At 58.0% G+C, this 15279-nt stretch carries 17 protein-coding genes; 8 read left to right on the forward strand and 9 right to left on the reverse strand.

Features of this window, described 5'->3' with window-relative positions:
* Positions 1-23: 23 nt before the first annotated feature.
* From ACR0J5_RS16505 to phhA, 5 genes are all read right to left on the reverse strand, one after another.
* Positions 24-2312 (reverse strand): glycosyl hydrolase family 28-related protein, encoded by a 2289-nt coding sequence (locus ACR0J5_RS16505; protein WP_480655288.1) that lies wholly within the window; start codon positions 2310-2312, stop codon positions 24-26.
* A 130-nt stretch (positions 2313-2442) separates the two neighbouring features.
* On the reverse strand, positions 2443-2844 hold the full coding sequence (locus tag ACR0J5_RS16510; RefSeq protein WP_480655290.1) for a DUF4864 domain-containing protein: 402 nt from the start codon (positions 2842-2844) through the stop codon (positions 2443-2445).
* Positions 2845-2892: 48 nt separating this feature from the next.
* A complete protein-coding gene (locus ACR0J5_RS16515; protein WP_480655292.1) occupies positions 2893-4467 on the reverse strand; it encodes a lysine--tRNA ligase in 1575 nt (524 codons plus the stop codon).
* 121 nt (positions 4468-4588) lie between these two features.
* Positions 4589-4942 carry a 4a-hydroxytetrahydrobiopterin dehydratase gene (locus ACR0J5_RS16520; protein WP_480655294.1) on the reverse strand — a complete coding sequence of 118 codons (354 nt, stop codon included), beginning with the start codon at positions 4940-4942 and terminating at the stop codon, positions 4589-4591.
* 7 nt (positions 4943-4949) lie between these two features.
* Positions 4950-5750: a phenylalanine 4-monooxygenase gene (phhA, locus tag ACR0J5_RS16525; protein ID WP_480655295.1), complete on the reverse strand. Its 801-nt coding sequence runs from the start codon at positions 5748-5750 to the stop codon at positions 4950-4952.
* Positions 5751-5858: 108 nt separating this feature from the next.
* On the opposite strand from phhA, the gene ACR0J5_RS16530 reads away from it, so the two are divergent.
* Both ACR0J5_RS16530 and ACR0J5_RS16535 read left to right on the forward strand, forming a co-directional pair.
* Entirely contained in the window at positions 5859-6326 is a 468-nt protein-coding gene (locus ACR0J5_RS16530; RefSeq protein WP_480655297.1) for an Lrp/AsnC family transcriptional regulator, read from the forward strand.
* An 81-nt stretch (positions 6327-6407) separates the two neighbouring features.
* Entirely contained in the window at positions 6408-6830 is a 423-nt protein-coding gene (locus ACR0J5_RS16535; protein ID WP_480655299.1) for a tellurite resistance TerB family protein, read from the forward strand.
* A gap of 2 nt (positions 6831-6832) precedes the next feature.
* Here ACR0J5_RS16535 and dacB read toward each other — a convergent pair whose 3' ends face one another.
* The 3 genes from dacB to ACR0J5_RS16550 form a co-directional block, all read right to left on the reverse strand.
* Complete coding sequence (gene dacB, locus ACR0J5_RS16540) at positions 6833-8311, reverse strand: D-alanyl-D-alanine carboxypeptidase/D-alanyl-D-alanine endopeptidase (protein WP_480655301.1); 1479 nt, start codon at positions 8309-8311, stop codon at positions 6833-6835.
* A 66-nt stretch (positions 8312-8377) separates the two neighbouring features.
* Positions 8378-8998: a nicotinate-nucleotide adenylyltransferase gene (locus ACR0J5_RS16545; protein WP_480655302.1), complete on the reverse strand. Its 621-nt coding sequence runs from the start codon at positions 8996-8998 to the stop codon at positions 8378-8380.
* 32 nt (positions 8999-9030) lie between these two features.
* A complete protein-coding gene (locus tag ACR0J5_RS16550; protein WP_480655304.1) occupies positions 9031-9501 on the reverse strand; it encodes an MOSC domain-containing protein in 471 nt (156 codons plus the stop codon).
* 138 nt (positions 9502-9639) lie between these two features.
* Between ACR0J5_RS16550 and ettA the strand changes: the two genes are divergently transcribed.
* From ettA to ACR0J5_RS16580, 6 genes are all read left to right on the forward strand, one after another.
* The gene (gene ettA, locus ACR0J5_RS16555) at positions 9640-11307 is read left to right on the forward strand and encodes an energy-dependent translational throttle protein EttA (RefSeq protein ID WP_480655306.1); all 1668 of its coding nucleotides are present in this window, start codon (positions 9640-9642) and stop codon (positions 11305-11307) included.
* Positions 11304-12077 (forward strand): hypothetical protein, encoded by a 774-nt coding sequence (locus tag ACR0J5_RS16560; RefSeq protein ID WP_480655308.1) that lies wholly within the window; start codon positions 11304-11306, stop codon positions 12075-12077. The genes ettA and ACR0J5_RS16560 overlap by 4 nt, the downstream gene beginning before the upstream one ends.
* A 381-nt stretch (positions 12078-12458) precedes the next feature.
* Positions 12459-12962, forward strand: a complete 504-nt coding sequence (locus tag ACR0J5_RS16565; RefSeq protein WP_480655310.1) for a hypothetical protein — start codon at positions 12459-12461, stop codon at positions 12960-12962.
* Positions 12959-13459 carry a hypothetical protein gene (locus ACR0J5_RS16570; protein ID WP_480655312.1) on the forward strand — a complete coding sequence of 167 codons (501 nt, stop codon included), beginning with the start codon at positions 12959-12961 and terminating at the stop codon, positions 13457-13459. The genes ACR0J5_RS16565 and ACR0J5_RS16570 overlap by 4 nt, the downstream gene beginning before the upstream one ends.
* A 241-nt stretch (positions 13460-13700) precedes the next feature.
* A complete protein-coding gene (locus ACR0J5_RS16575) occupies positions 13701-13907 on the forward strand; it encodes a cold-shock protein (protein WP_480655314.1) in 207 nt (68 codons plus the stop codon).
* A gap of 178 nt (positions 13908-14085) precedes the next feature.
* Complete coding sequence (locus ACR0J5_RS16580) at positions 14086-14640, forward strand: L,D-transpeptidase (protein WP_480655316.1); 555 nt, start codon at positions 14086-14088, stop codon at positions 14638-14640.
* Here the strand turns inward: ACR0J5_RS16580 and ACR0J5_RS16585 are convergent, their stop codons facing one another.
* On the reverse strand, positions 14641-15279 hold the full coding sequence (locus tag ACR0J5_RS16585) for an arylesterase (protein ID WP_480655318.1): 639 nt from the start codon (positions 15277-15279) through the stop codon (positions 14641-14643).

Consider the following 15279-nt stretch of genomic DNA (forward strand, 5'->3'; position numbering starts at 1 on the left):
GATCCGGGACGGCCTGCATGGGCTTAACGCTCCATCCGAATAATCGTCGAGACCTCACCCCGCACGGCCTCGGGCCAACGCAGGTTGATAGCGTTGTTCGACGCACCTTGCCCCGTTTCAATGTAAGGGCTGGCATAAGACACCGCCCCGAACGCGTTTCTCAGCGGACCCAACTTGGTGATTGCGTCGCAGCTGCGTGCCGCCCCACCAAAGGGCAGATTTCCTGACGTGGGAACAGTCCAGACCTGCGCAGCAGATCCCTGCGCCTTCCGAACCCGCAACGGGTTTGACACCGTTTGCGTGACGCCGTGAAAGGTGTTGTTCTCAAACGTCACATCCCGATGCGCAAACCTGTTCAAGGTTGCAAAACTGGTGTCCACCCTTTCAACCCGTGTGATATTGCCGTTGGTCGAACGGAACTTGTTTCCCGTGATAACGACACCGTTCAGGAAGTGCCCGGCCCCATAGGGACGGATCACCAGGTAGGTAAACCAGGTCGGCACTTCGCTGGAGTAGAAGATGTTATCGGTAATCGCCATCGAACTGAATGAAAACCCGGCAGTGTAAACTGGGTCGGCATCTCGCTCGTTGGTCCACTGGATCGAGCAGTTATCCACATAGTTCCCGGATATGGTCGAGCTGTTATAGGCCCCGATCATAATCATCCCGTGGCTGCGCACGCCCTGTGGAATGCTGTCGCCCTGAAAGAAGTGATTGCCCAGAATCATATGGTTGGTGCCGCCCATGACGGCAAAGTGAAGAAACCGCACAGCCCTGTTGTGACGCAGCTTCACGTCGTTGGCCGTGACGTTCAGCGCAATCGATTTCCGGTCCGAGACGTTAAAGGACTCTTCCGAGGACAAGAACTGGCAGTTGTCGATCAGCATACCCTGACAGCCCGTGCCAATCGAGGTGATGCCGCGGTCTTTCGGGCGGCTGACAAAGCAATTTGTCACGGCAAAGGTGCTGCCCGACGGGGCCAGACGGATTGCGCTGCTGCGGCCGTTGCACTGAAACTCGATCTCTTCCATGCCGAATTTGCGCAAGGTGCTGAAGCCGCTGAAATCCAGCAGGTACTTGAAAGCTTCAAAGGTGAAAGTCTGCGTGCCCGCCGCATCATAGAGTGGCGCGTTCAGAGTGATCTCACCCGCGCCTTCGTTTTTCGAACGCACATAAATCTCACGCCCAACACCGCTGCCGGTCACCAGCGATCCGACGGGAATATTGGCCACATTGGCCACGTTTGTCAGCCGGGTGGGATCGCTGGGATTGTAGGTCGCGACCGAGGTAAAGGTCTCGGTATCCCAGGCCGAACTGCTTTGCACGTCGAACTGGCCATTGCGGATAACCCGGCGCGTTGAGAACCCGGTTTGCCGGTTCGGCACAGCGGCGGCCATGTCGATGGGTTCGCTGACCGAAATCTTCCGACCGCCCAGATCCAGCGATTCATGATCCGAATTGTTCAGCAGCGCCTGAAATGCCTTTTTGAAGGCCAGCATCTCGCTGCCAAAGGCGTTGATGTATGTTGGCAGATCAAAATTCTTGGTCAGCAACAGCATCTTGTCATCGGGCATCGTGACGGTGCCCTCGAAATCCACCTCGGACGCCATCGAGGTATTCTGGGCCAGCAGATAGGTGCCCTCGGGCACAAATACCGTGCGGCCGTTGGCGGCCTGATCCGCCGCCTCGAACGCGCCCGAGTCGTCCACCACGCCGTCGCCAATCGCGCCAAAGTCACGCACATCGACAAGGCTGATCAGATTGCGCAGAAATACGCCCGTGACGTCGGTGATCTCGATGTCGTCGACCCGGATGACAGCACCGTTTGCACCGTCAATATCCAGACCAAAATGCCCATACAAAGCCTGCACACCCCAGGGCATATCCACGCCCGGGCGCTGGCCTGTGCCGACAATGGCCGTGATCTCGTGCACCGTGCCGTAGCCTGACAACTGGGTCGCCGGGCCCTGCTCGGCCACGCCGGTCACCTGAACGTCACCGGCCCCACCGGCCCAACCGGCGATGCGCACCTCGGGCAATGGGCCGCTGATGGCTTTGACCCGCGCTTTGATCTGCAAATAGCACCCCGGCAGCAACGGCGTCTGACCCATATAGCGCAGACGCTGCGTGGTGCTGACCTTCAGAATCTCCAGACAGCCGCCGAAATCCGCATCCGCCGGGACAAACGCGCCTGTGCCGGACCCGTCATAGGTTGGCGAGCCGGGCGTTCCATCGCCGCTGGACCATACATTCAGACCATTCGCAAAAGCAGGCGGCATGAACACGATGCCGTCGGTGATTGCCTTGTTCATAGAAATCCCTTTCCCAATCGCGCCGCATCAGCGCGCATTAACCCAGGGCCCGGGGTCGCCCCGAGCGCAAAAGCCTGAGTATCGAACAGGGATTAACCGTCGCTCATATCACCGTGACGGTCGTGTTGCGTCAGACCGCCGGATCGGAATTGCCCAACAGCTGCACGCCGTTGATCTTCCAACCGTTGTCCAGCGGAACCATCTGATAGTCGAGGATATGCACCCGACCCTCACCATCCGTGATCATCACTTTCTGCCAAAGGGCGCCGGATACCTCACGCAGCTCCAGAAACCGCACATCCGCCGGGCGCCAGACCATCGGATAGCCGCGCTTGACCATGACGCCAAAGTTTTCGGGCGTTTGGAACAGACGTTGGATATTGGGGCTGGCAAAGGTAAAGGCGGTGGCAAAATCATCCGCCTGAAACGCCTGTATCTGCGCCGCGATATTCGCCTCGATCTCGGCGTTTTGGGCAAACGCCCCCGAGGCCAGTCCGGCACTCAGGGAAACAGCAAGCAATAGACGACGCATGGGGCCACCTCCTGATCCAAGGGTAGCCCCACGCGGGATCAGGTCAAATCAGACCAGCTCTCCGGCGAGGGCCTTGTCAATCAGCGCAATCGTTTCGGGCACGCCATAAAGTGCGATGAAGCCACCAAAGCGCGGCCCTTGCGAGGCCCCCAGCAGCACTTCGTAAAGTGCCGTGAACCAGCCGCGCATCGGATCAAACCGCTCGCGCCCGATGGAATAGACCACCGATTGCAGTGCCTCATCTTCGATGGGACCATCATAGGCTGTCAGCGCGGCTTGCAACGCCTCCAGTGCTTCGCGCTCCTGATCAGTGGGCGCGCGGTGCTGACGGGTTGGCTTGACGAAGTCGTTGAAGTAACGCACGGCAAATCCGGCCGCCTGATCCATATCGGGATGCGTTTCCGCCGTGGCCTCCGGCGCATAGCGACGGATAAAGCCCCACAGCGCCTCTTTATCCTCGGCCCCTGAAACGGACGCGAGGTTCAAGAGCATCGCAAACGGTACCATCAGCGTGGATTCAGGAACCTCACCGCCATGGATATGCCAGACCGGGTTGTTCAGCTGTGCTTTCAGCTCTTGCCCCGGATAGGCGCGCAGCTGCTGGTGATATTCATCCACCGCTTTCGGGATCACGTCGAAATACAGTCGCTTGGCCGTCTTGGGCTTTTGATACATGAAATACGACAGGCTTTCAGGCGCGGCATAGGTCAGCCACTCTTCCATCGACAAGCCGTTGCCCTTGGACTTCGAGATCTTCTGCCCCTGTTCATCATTGAACAGCTCATAGCTCAATGCTTCGGGCGGCTGTTTGCCCAGCGCCCGACAGATTTTCGACGACTGCGTGACCGAGTCGATCAGGTCCTTGCCCGACATCTCATAATCCACGCCCAGCGCGGCCCAGCGCATGGCCCAGTCGGGCTTCCACTGCATCTTGACGTTGCCGCCAGTGACCGGGATTTCGACCTTTTCGCCATCGGGCTCTTGGTAGACAATGGTGCCTTTGGCCACATTGCGTTCCAGCGTCGGCACCTGCAGCACATGGCCGGTTTTCGGGCTGATCGGCAGGAAGCATGAATAGGTCTCACGCCGCTCGGGCCCGAGGGTCGGCAGCATGATTTCCTGAATCTTGTCGAACCGCTCCAGCGCGATCAGCAGCGTCTCATCGAACTTGCCGCTGGTGTAGTAATCGGTGGCCGAGGCGAATTCATACTCGAACCCGAAACTGTCCAGAAAGTCGCACAGCATCGCGTTGTTATGCTGTGCAAAGCCTTCATGTGTGCCAAACGGGTCGCGCACTTTGGTCAGCGGCAGATGCAGGTCTTCTTTCAACTCGTCCTGCATGGGTACGTTGGTCGGCACCTTGCGGAACCCGTCCATGTCATCTGAAAAACAGATCAGTTTGGTGGGAATGTCGCTGATCTGCTCGAACGCGTGGCGCACCATAGATGTCCGCGCGACTTCACCAAAGGTGCCGATATGCGGCAGACCCGAGGGGCCATAGCCCGTCTGAAACAGCACATATCCCTTTTCCGGAGCACCCTTCTGATAGCGTTTGAGCACCCGGCGCGCCTCTTCAAAAGGCCAGGCCTTAGACGCAATCGCGGTTTCACGCAGTTCAGACATCAGATTTGCTCCATCCGGAAAAACAATGTCGGTCGCCCCATGCAACCGACCGGCCCCTCCTATTGTGCCGCTGCAGCATGAGTCAATAAACCTTGGGGTTTTTCCTGATGATAGGGCCGAATTACGCGGTCAATCGGTCCAGTTTGGCGGCCCAGATAAAGTCATTCTCGCTCAGCCCGCCGATTTCATGGGTGGTCAGCCTGACATCCACATAGCCCCAACCAAAGCTGATATCCGGGTGATGCCCCTCTTGATCGGCCAACCATGCGCAGAGATTGGCCAGATATGTGGCCTTGGCGAACCCCTTGAACGTGTAGTGGCGGTGCAGCTCTTTGGCATCTGCGTCCAGCGTCCAGTTGGATGACAATTCCCCCATGTGGGTGTTTGCCTCATCCCGCGTCAGCGCGGGGATGCCGCCGGAACAAGGCACACAGGTTCGATCCGACAGGCTGCAGGTTTGTCCTGATGTGGTCATTTTCCGTTTACTCCGCTGCGGTTGCTTTTGGTGGGAACTTGTTGGGCAGCAAACCCAGTGACTGCGCCTGACGCACATCCGCCAGCAAATCGCGTTCGGCGGCGGCAAACAGTTCCTCGGGCGAGTTTAGCACGAAATAGCCCATCTGGTGCATGTCGATCCGGTACGGGGTCCGCAGGATGGTCATCACATCAAACGGATCACGGTCGGGCACCTCGCTCTCAACCGCATAAATCAACTCGGTCGGTGAGGACGCAAGCCCCGAGCCCAGCGCCTTGATCTGCCCGTCCTGTCGGCGCAGGCCAAACTCGATCGAGAACCAATATAGCCGGATCAGCCATGCATAATCCTTATCGTCCGCCTGTACCCCCGCCTTGCCGATGGCATGGCTGAAGGCCGCAAAGCGCGGATCGCTCAGCAAAGGCGTGTGGCCGAAGATTTCGTGAAAGATGTCCGGCTCTTCGATATAGTCGAAATCCTCGCGCGAGCGGATGAAGGACGCGGCGGGAAACACGCGGTCAGCCAGCATTCCAAAGAAGGTTTTGAAGCCAATCAGCGCAGGCACGGGCTGAACCCGCCAGCCGGTCATGTCCAAAAGGCGTTCCGAGATGACTGCGCAGGACGGAACGCGGTTTTTTGGCAAGTCCAGACGTTGCAACCCCTCAAGATAGTCACGCGCCATATATCGGTGAATGTTGTTTTCTTGCGCGGCATAAAGATCGGCCCAGACGGCATCTTCTTCAGCCGTATAGGCAATGTGGCCGCGCGCATCCGCAACCTTGGCGGCATACTTGGTCGATTTTGGCATCACATACTCCTCTTGAAGAGTAGTATAGCCGCGCGATCTGATATATTTGTTTGGATTGCCTGGCATTTCAAGCTAAATTGGCAAATGCATATCGATGGAACATCTTTTGTGAAACAAACGCTTCAAACTGCCGACATCTCCATCCTGCAACAACTGCAATTGGATGGACGCCTGTCGATGCAAGAGCTGGCTGATCGCACCGGCCTGTCCTCTTCGCAATGTTGGCGGCGCGTTCGGGATCTTGAGGCATCCGGTATCGTTTCGGGCTACACCGCGCAGGTGCGGGCCAAATCCGTGGGGCTGAACGCCATAGCCTATGTCCATGTCGCCCTGCGTGACCATCAAGAGGACAGCATCACATCTTTCCTGCGACTGATCGAAACCGAACCTCAGATCGTTGAATGCGCCTCAATCACCGGGGACCATGACTTTATCCTCAAGGTCTATGCCAAGACGCCCGAAGACCTTGAGCATTTCATCATGCAGCGGCTGCTGAAGTCAGGGCTGGTGCGCGATACCCGCAGCAATTTCGTTCTGCGTCAGACCAAAACACGCGGTCCGCTGCCCATTCTGTGATCCAATCCGGCAAATTCCGTTGAACCTGCGCGCCAGCCCTCCTATCGTGCGAGCGCAGAAAAGACCATTCAGGACGACCCCATGACCGAACAAGTACCCCACCCGATGTCCCCTCAGGATTGCCTTGTTGCGATCATGGTTGCAATCTCTGCGTCGGATGAAACCATCCGCACGGCTGAGTTGGTTAAGATCGAAGGCGCGGTCAACATGCTGCCGGTCTTTGCCGAATATGATGCCGACCGGACCCGCCGAGTCTCGCAGATCGTGTTCGACCTGTTTGAACAAGAGGACGGCCTGGATGCCCTGTTCGGCCTGATCCGCGACAACCTGCCCGAGCGTCTGAACGAAACCGCCTATGCGTTGGCCTGTGACGTGGCTGCGGCGGACGGATCGCTGGCGGAAAGCGAACTGCGCCTGCTGGGCGAAATCCGGTATGAGCTGAATATCGACCGACTGCACGCCGCCGCGATCGAACGTGGCGCCCGCGCCCGTCACACCACCTGAGCTTAACTGCCTGACAATGACCCCCAACGCTCGATCAACGCGCGCTGGAGTTTGCGGGACCGGTTGTTCCAACTGCGCGCGCCGTCCGGGCGTTCGCGCAGCGCACGCGGGATAGTCGCGCGATGCGCAACATCTGCAGTAAAGATCGCAAAGGCCAGTTCTGACCCGTCGGGCGCGGTCATGAACCCACCCAGACCTGATACAAAGTTCAATGTTCCGGTCTTAGCTTCGACCCGGATGGGATGATCCCGAACGGGTCGCCCCTGACTGTCCAGCAGGTTGAATTTCTTAAGCAAAGCCCGCAATGCACCATCTTTTCGGGTCTCAACCAGCACCGTCACCAGGTCTGTGGGTGCCACGCGCGACGCATCCCCCAGACCGGAATGATCCACCATTTTGATGCCGTCCACGCCAAAGGTTTCAGCAGCCCAACGGTTCATTTCCGCCGCTGACTCAGCGAGGCTTTGGATATCGGACCCGCGCGCCCGCGAAGCGGTCATGCCAACCATTTCCGCCGTGATATTGGTCGAAAATTTCAGCATGCCGCGCAAGATACTCTCAAGCGGATCGCTCTGATGTACGACCAGTACGGTTCCCTTCGGAGTCGCGCTTGTAATCTGGACCCGCCCCAGAACAATCCCGTTCGACCGGGCCAGAGTGCGGAAAACGTCGCCCGCATACAGCGCGGGCTTGCGCACCGGCAACCAACGCGCCCCACCATTGCCCAACGCACCCCTTGCGACGGTCCAGAGATCCTGCCGGGCGCTGGGTTGATAGGTATAGATGGGCAGGTTCCGCTTTTCGACACGCATTGATGCCATATCCACGGCGGGCGTGTAACGGGCCGTGCGCGCATCCATCGTGACCGAGTAATCGGACCCTGCGCGCTTCCATTCAAAATGGACCCGGTTGAAGTTCAGTGAAATGCCGCTGATCGCCGGGCTGTATCCCAAGTGATCCGGCTGCCCGGGATCGATGCTAAAGACATAGGGCAGCGCGCCGTCGTAAACCTTGAACGCCCCGCGCACCTCGGTGATCCCGGCCTCGCGCAGGTTGGCTGCCATTGTGGCCAGATCATCGGTGTCCAGCAGAGGATCACCACCCCCCACAAGGATCAAATCCCCCTTCAAAACACCGTTCTCAATTGGCCCGTCCGCCATCAGCGTGGTTTCAAACCGGTAATCAGCGCCCAGAACGTCCAACGCGTAAAGCGCGGTCAGCGCCTTGGCGACACTTGCAGGGGGCAGGCCCTGATCACCGCCGAATTCTTCCAGCTGTACCCCTGTTTCCACATCGGCCACGGCAAAGGCGACCTCGCCGCGCAGCCGCGCCGACTGTATCAGCCGCTCTGCCCCGCTGGGCACATCCCCGCGCAACTGGGGCCGCAGGGACTGAACCGGCGCATCGGCCAGGGCCGAACCGGAAATCACCGAGGCCCCCAACCCAACCAGAAAAGCGCGACGAGAAAAACGATCAATCATGGATCAAATAAAATCTCACAGATCACAGGCACACAACCTTTGATCCCGAGTATGCGCGCAAGGGGGCTATTCCGGCAACACTCCGTTGGTCCAGATGCCGCGATTGCGAAGTTGAGTTGAACTGACATCGACCATCGGCACATTGACAAAACACCACGCCGGGGCCTGCGCCCGCCCCAGCAAATGCCGTGCCTGACCATCGATCCTGTAGCGCGCGTATAAACGCGCCGCAGGCGACATACGCGCCGAGATCCGGTCCCCCGGTCGCGCCACAACGCCCACGGGCACGTTCTCTATAATCCACCGCCAGTTTTTCCAACGGTGAAACTGCGCCAGATTGTCCGCCCCCATCAGCCAGACAAACTTCACCTGCGGATAGAGCTCTTGCAACGCCGCCAATGTGTCCGCCGTCGCCCGCGTCCCGGTCAGCGCCTCAAGCCCCGTAACCTCAACACGCGGGTGTTGCATCACGTCCCGAGCGGCTGCGACCCGTTGCTGCAAAGGCGCCGGCCCGCGTTCTTTCAATGGATTGCCCGGAGAAACCAGCCACCACACCCGGTCCAGCCCGAACGCCTTCGTGGCCTCGCGCGTGACATGCACATGCCCGCGATGCGGCGGGTCAAAAGACCCCCCGAACAGCCCGATGACCTGCCCGGGCCGTGCATATGGTATGGCGAAGCGCTCCATCCCTTGCTGTTGCTCAGAACTACGGTCGCTTGTCAATCAACGGGTTGCACGGGGTCACCGATGCGCACCCGCCCCGGTCGCACCACTTCGGCACACCACCCGCCATGACCGCGCACGGCAGAATAGCCACCCGTGCCAAACGCCTCCTCCATTCGGCTGCACGGCGCGCAAATCACGGTAAACCGCAAAATGGCCTCGCCCACCTGCACCTCGCGTCCTTTGAGCGCCGCCAGATTGATTCCCGACACGACCAAGTTGCGCCGCAAGACTTCAGGCGCAACAGGTCCCTGCCCGAGATAAGACCCAATCGCCGCCAAGTGTTCCTGCTGGATCAGCGTCACCGCCCGCTTGCCCTTACGGCTGCGATCACCTTCGAGGCCGTCAGGAGAGATTATAGCGTCATTCACAGCAACAATATCTTCGCGCCGGGCTGAACGCAGGCCAATCCGTTCCACACGACCGGGTTTCGACCATCCAGCAATCAATTCTGCAAGTTCTGACATTTCATACGCCTCTCAACCGGTGCCGATTATAACCCGGCCAATGACCGGCCAAAAATCACGAAACCACTAGCTTGCCCCGCCCGCCGTGCTTGGATATCAAGCGTTTCAACCCAATTTCCCCGACCCAGAGGACGCGACATGGCCGCCTATCAATATGTCTACCACATGCAGGGTGTCTCAAAGACCTATCCCGGTGGCAAGAAGTGCTTTGAAAACATCCACCTGAGCTTTCTGCCCGGCGTGAAAATCGGTGTTGTCGGCGTCAACGGCGCGGGTAAATCGACGTTGATGAAGATCATGGCGGGCCTCGACACTGATTTCACGGGTGAGGCATGGGCGGCTGAGGGCGCCAAGGTCGGCTATCTGCCGCAGGAACCGCAGCTGGATGAATCGCTGTCGGTGCGCGAGAACGTCATGCTGGGCGTGGCCGGGAAGAAGGCCAAGGTTGATCGGTTCAACGAGATCGCCATGGAGATCGCCGAGAATTACTCGGACGAGTTGATGGAAGAGATGACCACCCTGCAGGACGCAATCGACGCGGAAAACCTCTGGGATCTCGACAGCCAGATCGACGTCAGCATGGAGGCCCTGCGCTGCCCGCCGGACGATGCCAACATCGCCAACCTCTCAGGCGGTGAGAAACGCCGCGTCGCGCTCTGCAAGCTGCTGCTCGAAGCGCCGGACATGCTGCTGCTCGACGAACCGACCAACCACCTGGACGCCGAAACCATCGCCTGGCTGCAACAGCACCTGATCGACTACAAGGGCACCATCCTGATCGTCACCCACGACCGCTATTTCCTGGATGACATCACCGGCTGGATCCTCGAACTCGACCGCGGCCGCGGCATTCCTTACGAGGGCAACTATTCCGCATGGCTGGAACAAAAGGCCAAACGGCTGGAACAGGAAGCACGCGAGGACAAGTCCAAGCAGAAGACCCTGCAGCGCGAACTGGAATGGATGCGTCAGGGTCAAAAGGCCCGTCAGGCCAAATCCAAGGCCCGAATCAACGCCTATAACGAGCTGGCCGAACAGTCCGAACGCGAAAAGCTGACCCGCGCCCAGATCGTCATCCCCAACGGCCAGCGCCTCGGCGGCAAGGTGATCGAGGTCGAGGGCCTGTCGAAACACATGGGCGACAAGCAACTGATCGAAGGTCTGGATTTCGCCCTGCCCCCCGGCGGCATCGTCGGCGTCATCGGCCCCAACGGCGCCGGTAAATCGACGCTGTTCAAGATGCTCACCGGTCAGGAACAACCCGACAGCGGCACCATCACACTGGGCGATACGGTTGAACTGTCATATGTCGACCAGTCCCGCGACGACCTGAAAGACAACGACACCGTGTGGGAGGCGATCACCGGCGGCGCCGAGATCATCCAGCTGGGCGACGCGCAGGTCAATTCCCGCGCCTATTGCTCTTCCTTCAACTTCAAGGGCGGCGACCAGCAGAAAAAGGTCTCGCTGCTGTCAGGCGGTGAGCGCAACCGCGTCCACATGGCCCGCCTGCTGAAAGAGGGCGGCAACGTCCTGCTGCTGGATGAGCCGACCAACGATCTGGACGTCGAAACCCTGCGCGCGCTGGAAGACGCGCTGGTCGATTTCGCTGGCTGCGCCGTGGTCATCAGCCACGACCGCTTCTTCCTCGACCGGATTTGTACGCATATTCTGGCGTTCGAGGGCGATGCCCATGTGGAGTGGTTCGAGGGCAACTTCGAGGATTACGAAGAAGACAAGAAACGTCGTCTCGGCCCGGATGCGCTGGAGCCCAAACGCCTCAAGCATAAGAAGTTTGCGCGGTGAGAAGAAAGCTCAAGCGCAAGTTTGTTCGCTGGCGTGGCGAGTTGGAAGAAAGATACGCAGGCTGGCTGGCAGAACGCGAGGCATGGCGCAACCGCCCTGTCTGCGTCTTTGTCGCCAGTAACGGGCGCTCGGGCAGCACCATCACCTTTCTCGCACTGGCAAAGGCTCTGAGGGAAACTCACCCCAAAGCCGCGGGTTCTGCCGATTTCATTTCCCGTATTTCGGACGCGTCGTTCAATACGCCCGCCGTCTACAAGACACATGATTTTCCAGACACCCTTAGAACGTGGCCGAAAGACACCCGAGTCGTTTTCTGCTTTGGCTCTGCAAAAGAATCCGCCCTTTCCGTGTATTCGGCAAAAGAACGGTATGGCGATGACTGGATTACCCAGCACTTTCATAACCTGCATGCCACTGGCACGTATGAAGACCTCTTTGAAGGGGACGTTCTGCAACAGGCGCGACAGATCTGGGAATGGTCCAGGTTCACTCGGATACCCGTTCTTTGCGTCCGCTATGAGGCGCTGTGGGACCATCAGGACGAAATCGCACAGTTCACACGGCTTCCGTTTGAATTGCCCCCGCGAAAAGAACGGACGGCCAAGGATATTCCCGACGCTCTGCGGCATGCCGCGGATAAGGCATATGATCCCATCGACGAAGTTATTGCCAAATTGCCAGACTGTTTTCAGTCTTCCTGGAGACACACTTTCACCCTTTGGGGGTTGCGCCGCTTGATGCGCAGTAACGCCCTGAACGGCAAAAAATGATCCGAACGCCCTGTAAAGTCAGACATATGTCCGAAAAACGACCTTACCTCGATATCAGGTGGGTGCCGCATCAAAAGGGCACACGTTTTTCTAACTCGACCCGCCGTCTCCTTCATCGGCGCTCAGTCTATCGATCCAAACTATGACACCAATCTACCTTATCCCCGTGGGCAGCTCGAAAAAGTGTGCAGCGGATATGAAGAGGGCAAAATGCACTGCCTTCGACCGGATGCGCTGAAACCCCAAACGGTCGAAGCATAAGAAGTTCGCGCGGTGAATAAATTGCCAAAATCTCATTTGGTTCTGGTGGTTAACGCGTTTTGGTGACGACCCGACCAGCAATGCCGTGTTGAAAACATATGAAACAGGAGTCTTGATTGAATGAAAAACACTGCACTGGCGTCTCTGATTGTTATTTGCACAGGTGGCGCTACGTTTGCCGATCCAGTCTCACAGGCCGCCGCTCAGATTTCCGGGCAAACGGTTCACTTTCACGATGACGCACACGGAAACCAGATTGAATACTACTCTCCGGATGGGGCGTTGTTTCTTTGGTACCCCGGGAACCGAAAAACAGTCGTAGGTGAGTGGAAGGTTCAACACTCTGAGAGATGTGATGTGGGTAGCGATGGTTTTCTTAAATGCGCAAGAACCAGCGATGTAGAGATTTGCTATAAGTATCCATCAAGCTCTCGGAATCCGGTCACCAAGCAACGAGGTGGTCAATTTGAGTGTGAAGACTATAACTCTGCCAGATCTGCGGCTCATTCGACACGTGAAGGAGATATTTTTTCGCTTTCTAAGAACAATAAAGTTCCCTTTAGGTTGTCTAAAAGATATGTGACCTTGGACGGCTTACTCCAAAAATTTACAGGCAAGAAATGAAGGCAATTCTTACACTTTCTGCGGCACTTACGCTTTGCGCGGGTGCATCACATGCTCAATCCGCCAGCAATGCAGATATAGCAATGAAACCCGCTGCGGTTGAAAAGTTTGTTTCAGGCAAAACGATTCGCACCTATACACGCGACACCGGGAACCGCATTGAGTATTTCGCAAAAGATGGAACGATTGTCGTCTGGCCCGCGCGGCTGAACATCATCGTTGGTACGTGGAAGGCATGTTCCAAAGACGCAAAGCTGGTTGATCCGAAAACGCAGAAGGTCAAAGAAGTAAAGATCGCAGCGATTTGTCGAAAGCTGCCTACAAAGGCTGCACCCAATCAAACCTGGGATTCCAATTGGGTTACGTACAAACCAACAATTCAAGAATACGAAAATGGTGACCTGTTTGGGCTTTCAGACAGCACCGAAGCCCCCTACCCCATGGGAAAAAGGTCCAAGCCATTTTCCTATTTCCTGAAAAAGTTGGGACTGTCCTAAGCCAGCACAGAAAGGCTCGCAGTCCCGGCCAACCTGCGGATGGGTCGAAAACAGATCGGTTTCCCCGGGAAAGCCTGCAACTCCACCCTTGCCACATCTACACCCCAATGCCATATCCAGAGGGCTAACGTTTTTCTATTTCGACCCACTGTCTCCTTCTACGGCGCTCAGTCTATCGATCCGGACAACGACGCCAGGCTGCCGCAACTCCGTGGGCAGCACCAAACAGGAGACAACGGATATGCCCGCAGGCACCGTAAAATGGTTCAACACCACCAAAGGCTACGGCTTTATCGCACCCGAAGATGGCGGCAAGGACATCTTCGTCCACATCTCAGCTGTCGAGCGCTCGGGCCTGACCGGTCTGGCCGACAACCAGAAAGTCACATACGAGCTGCGTGCCGGTCGTGACGGTCGCGAAAGCGCCGACAATATCGCGCTGGCCTAAGTACCAATCAGGGTGAGGGGCCGCCCCTCACCCTACCCCAAACAGTCGCACGGCACGCTGGCCAGTGTGACCCAGGAAATACATCACGTTTTAGTTATGTAATCCCGACGATTGACCAAATCGGCTATCATTTCGAAACTATAGTCAAAAGTTCATTGGTCTTTGGAAGGGACGCAATATGTTTACTCGCCGCGCTTTTGTGGCCGGGACAGCCGTATGCCTGTTGCCCGGCATAGTCAGCGCCAAGAAAGCGGTCGAATATGATCCGACCCCTCAATTCGTGCGCATCAAAAAGGAATTTCAGCCCGGTCAGTTGCTGGTCGCGCCACGGTCTTTCTATCTGTATTTCGTGACCGAACCGCGCAAGGCGATCCGCTATGGCTGCGGCGTCGGCAAGGCAGGGCTGGAATTCACAGGCACTGCCACCATCGACGTCAAGAAAGAGTGGCCAACATGGCGCCCCACGGACGAGATGATCGAGCGTGAACCCAAAACCTATGCCCGGTTCAAGGACAATGACTATGTCCAGCCCGGCGGCAGCGACAACCCGCTGGGCGCGCGGGCGCTGTATCTGTTCCAGAACGGTGTCGACACTTATTTCCGCATTCACGGCACCACGCAACCGCAGACCATAGGTCACGCGGCCTCGAACGGGTGTATCCGCATGATAAACGCCCATGTGATCGACCTGTATGAGCGTGTGCCGATCGGAACCGTCGTTACTGTCGTCTGATCACGGGCGGGCGGCGTTCACAAGCTCCAGAACATAAGGCCCGAGGTTTTCCACAATCAGGGCAACACCTTGGGCATTGGGATGGATGCCGTCCGATTGCATAAAGCGGCGGGCAGCGTCGGGGTCGCCGTCTGCAGTCAGCCCGGTGAAAAAGCTGGGCGCATACCCCGCGCCATAGGTTTGCGCCAGCTCCGGGTAGATCGCATCGAACGCCTGTTTGTACTCGGCACCGTAATTCCCCGGCGCCTGCATCCCGATCAACAGCAGATCGACATCCGCCGCCTCCGCCGCCTGCACAATCGCCTCAAGATTCTCGCGCGAGACGGCCGGATCAATGCCGCGCAGCAGGTCGTTCCCGCCCAGCGCCACGATCATCCCATCCACCTCCGGGGTCAGGGTCCAGTCTACGCGGGCAGCACCCCCTGCCGTCGTGTCCCCGGACACGCCTGCATTGATCAGACGCACATCCGCACCCTGCGCCTGCAACCACCGATCCAGCTGAGGGACAAACCCGTCCTGTTCCGGCAGCCCATAGCCTTGGGTCAGCGAATCCCCTAGGGCAGCAATCACCACCTGTTCGGCTGTGGCCACAAAGCCGCAGCACGCAAACAGCATCGACATCAAAACCTTGCGCACCAT

It is taken from the genome of Ruegeria sp. BE1 (genome assembly GCF_056538885.1).

Coding starts and splice junctions, on each gene's coding strand:
- ACR0J5_RS16570 (WP_480655312.1), top strand. CDS start 12,959: ATGAAGGCAATTCTTACACTTTCTGCGGCACTTACGCTTTGCGCGGGT.
- ACR0J5_RS16585 (WP_480655318.1), bottom strand. CDS start 15,279: ATGGTGCGCAAGGTTTTGATGTCGATGCTGTTTGCGTGCTGCGGCTTT.
- ACR0J5_RS16575 (WP_480655314.1), top strand. CDS start 13,701: ATGCCCGCAGGCACCGTAAAATGGTTCAACACCACCAAAGGCTACGGC.
- dacB (WP_480655301.1), bottom strand. CDS start 8,311: ATGATTGATCGTTTTTCTCGTCGCGCTTTTCTGGTTGGGTTGGGGGCC.
- phhA (WP_480655295.1), bottom strand. CDS start 5,750: ATGCCAAAATCGACCAAGTATGCCGCCAAGGTTGCGGATGCGCGCGGC.
- ACR0J5_RS16515 (WP_480655292.1), bottom strand. CDS start 4,467: ATGTCTGAACTGCGTGAAACCGCGATTGCGTCTAAGGCCTGGCCTTTT.
- ACR0J5_RS16510 (WP_480655290.1), bottom strand. CDS start 2,844: ATGCGTCGTCTATTGCTTGCTGTTTCCCTGAGTGCCGGACTGGCCTCG.
- ACR0J5_RS16580 (WP_480655316.1), top strand. CDS start 14,086: ATGTTTACTCGCCGCGCTTTTGTGGCCGGGACAGCCGTATGCCTGTTG.
- ACR0J5_RS16535 (WP_480655299.1), top strand. CDS start 6,408: ATGACCGAACAAGTACCCCACCCGATGTCCCCTCAGGATTGCCTTGTT.
- ACR0J5_RS16520 (WP_480655294.1), bottom strand. CDS start 4,942: ATGACCACATCAGGACAAACCTGCAGCCTGTCGGATCGAACCTGTGTG.
- ACR0J5_RS16565 (WP_480655310.1), top strand. CDS start 12,459: ATGAAAAACACTGCACTGGCGTCTCTGATTGTTATTTGCACAGGTGGC.
- ACR0J5_RS16545 (WP_480655302.1), bottom strand. CDS start 8,998: ATGGAGCGCTTCGCCATACCATATGCACGGCCCGGGCAGGTCATCGGG.
- ACR0J5_RS16505 (WP_480655288.1), bottom strand. CDS start 2,312: ATGAACAAGGCAATCACCGACGGCATCGTGTTCATGCCGCCTGCTTTT.
- ACR0J5_RS16550 (WP_480655304.1), bottom strand. CDS start 9,501: ATGTCAGAACTTGCAGAATTGATTGCTGGATGGTCGAAACCCGGTCGT.
- ettA (WP_480655306.1), top strand. CDS start 9,640: ATGGCCGCCTATCAATATGTCTACCACATGCAGGGTGTCTCAAAGACC.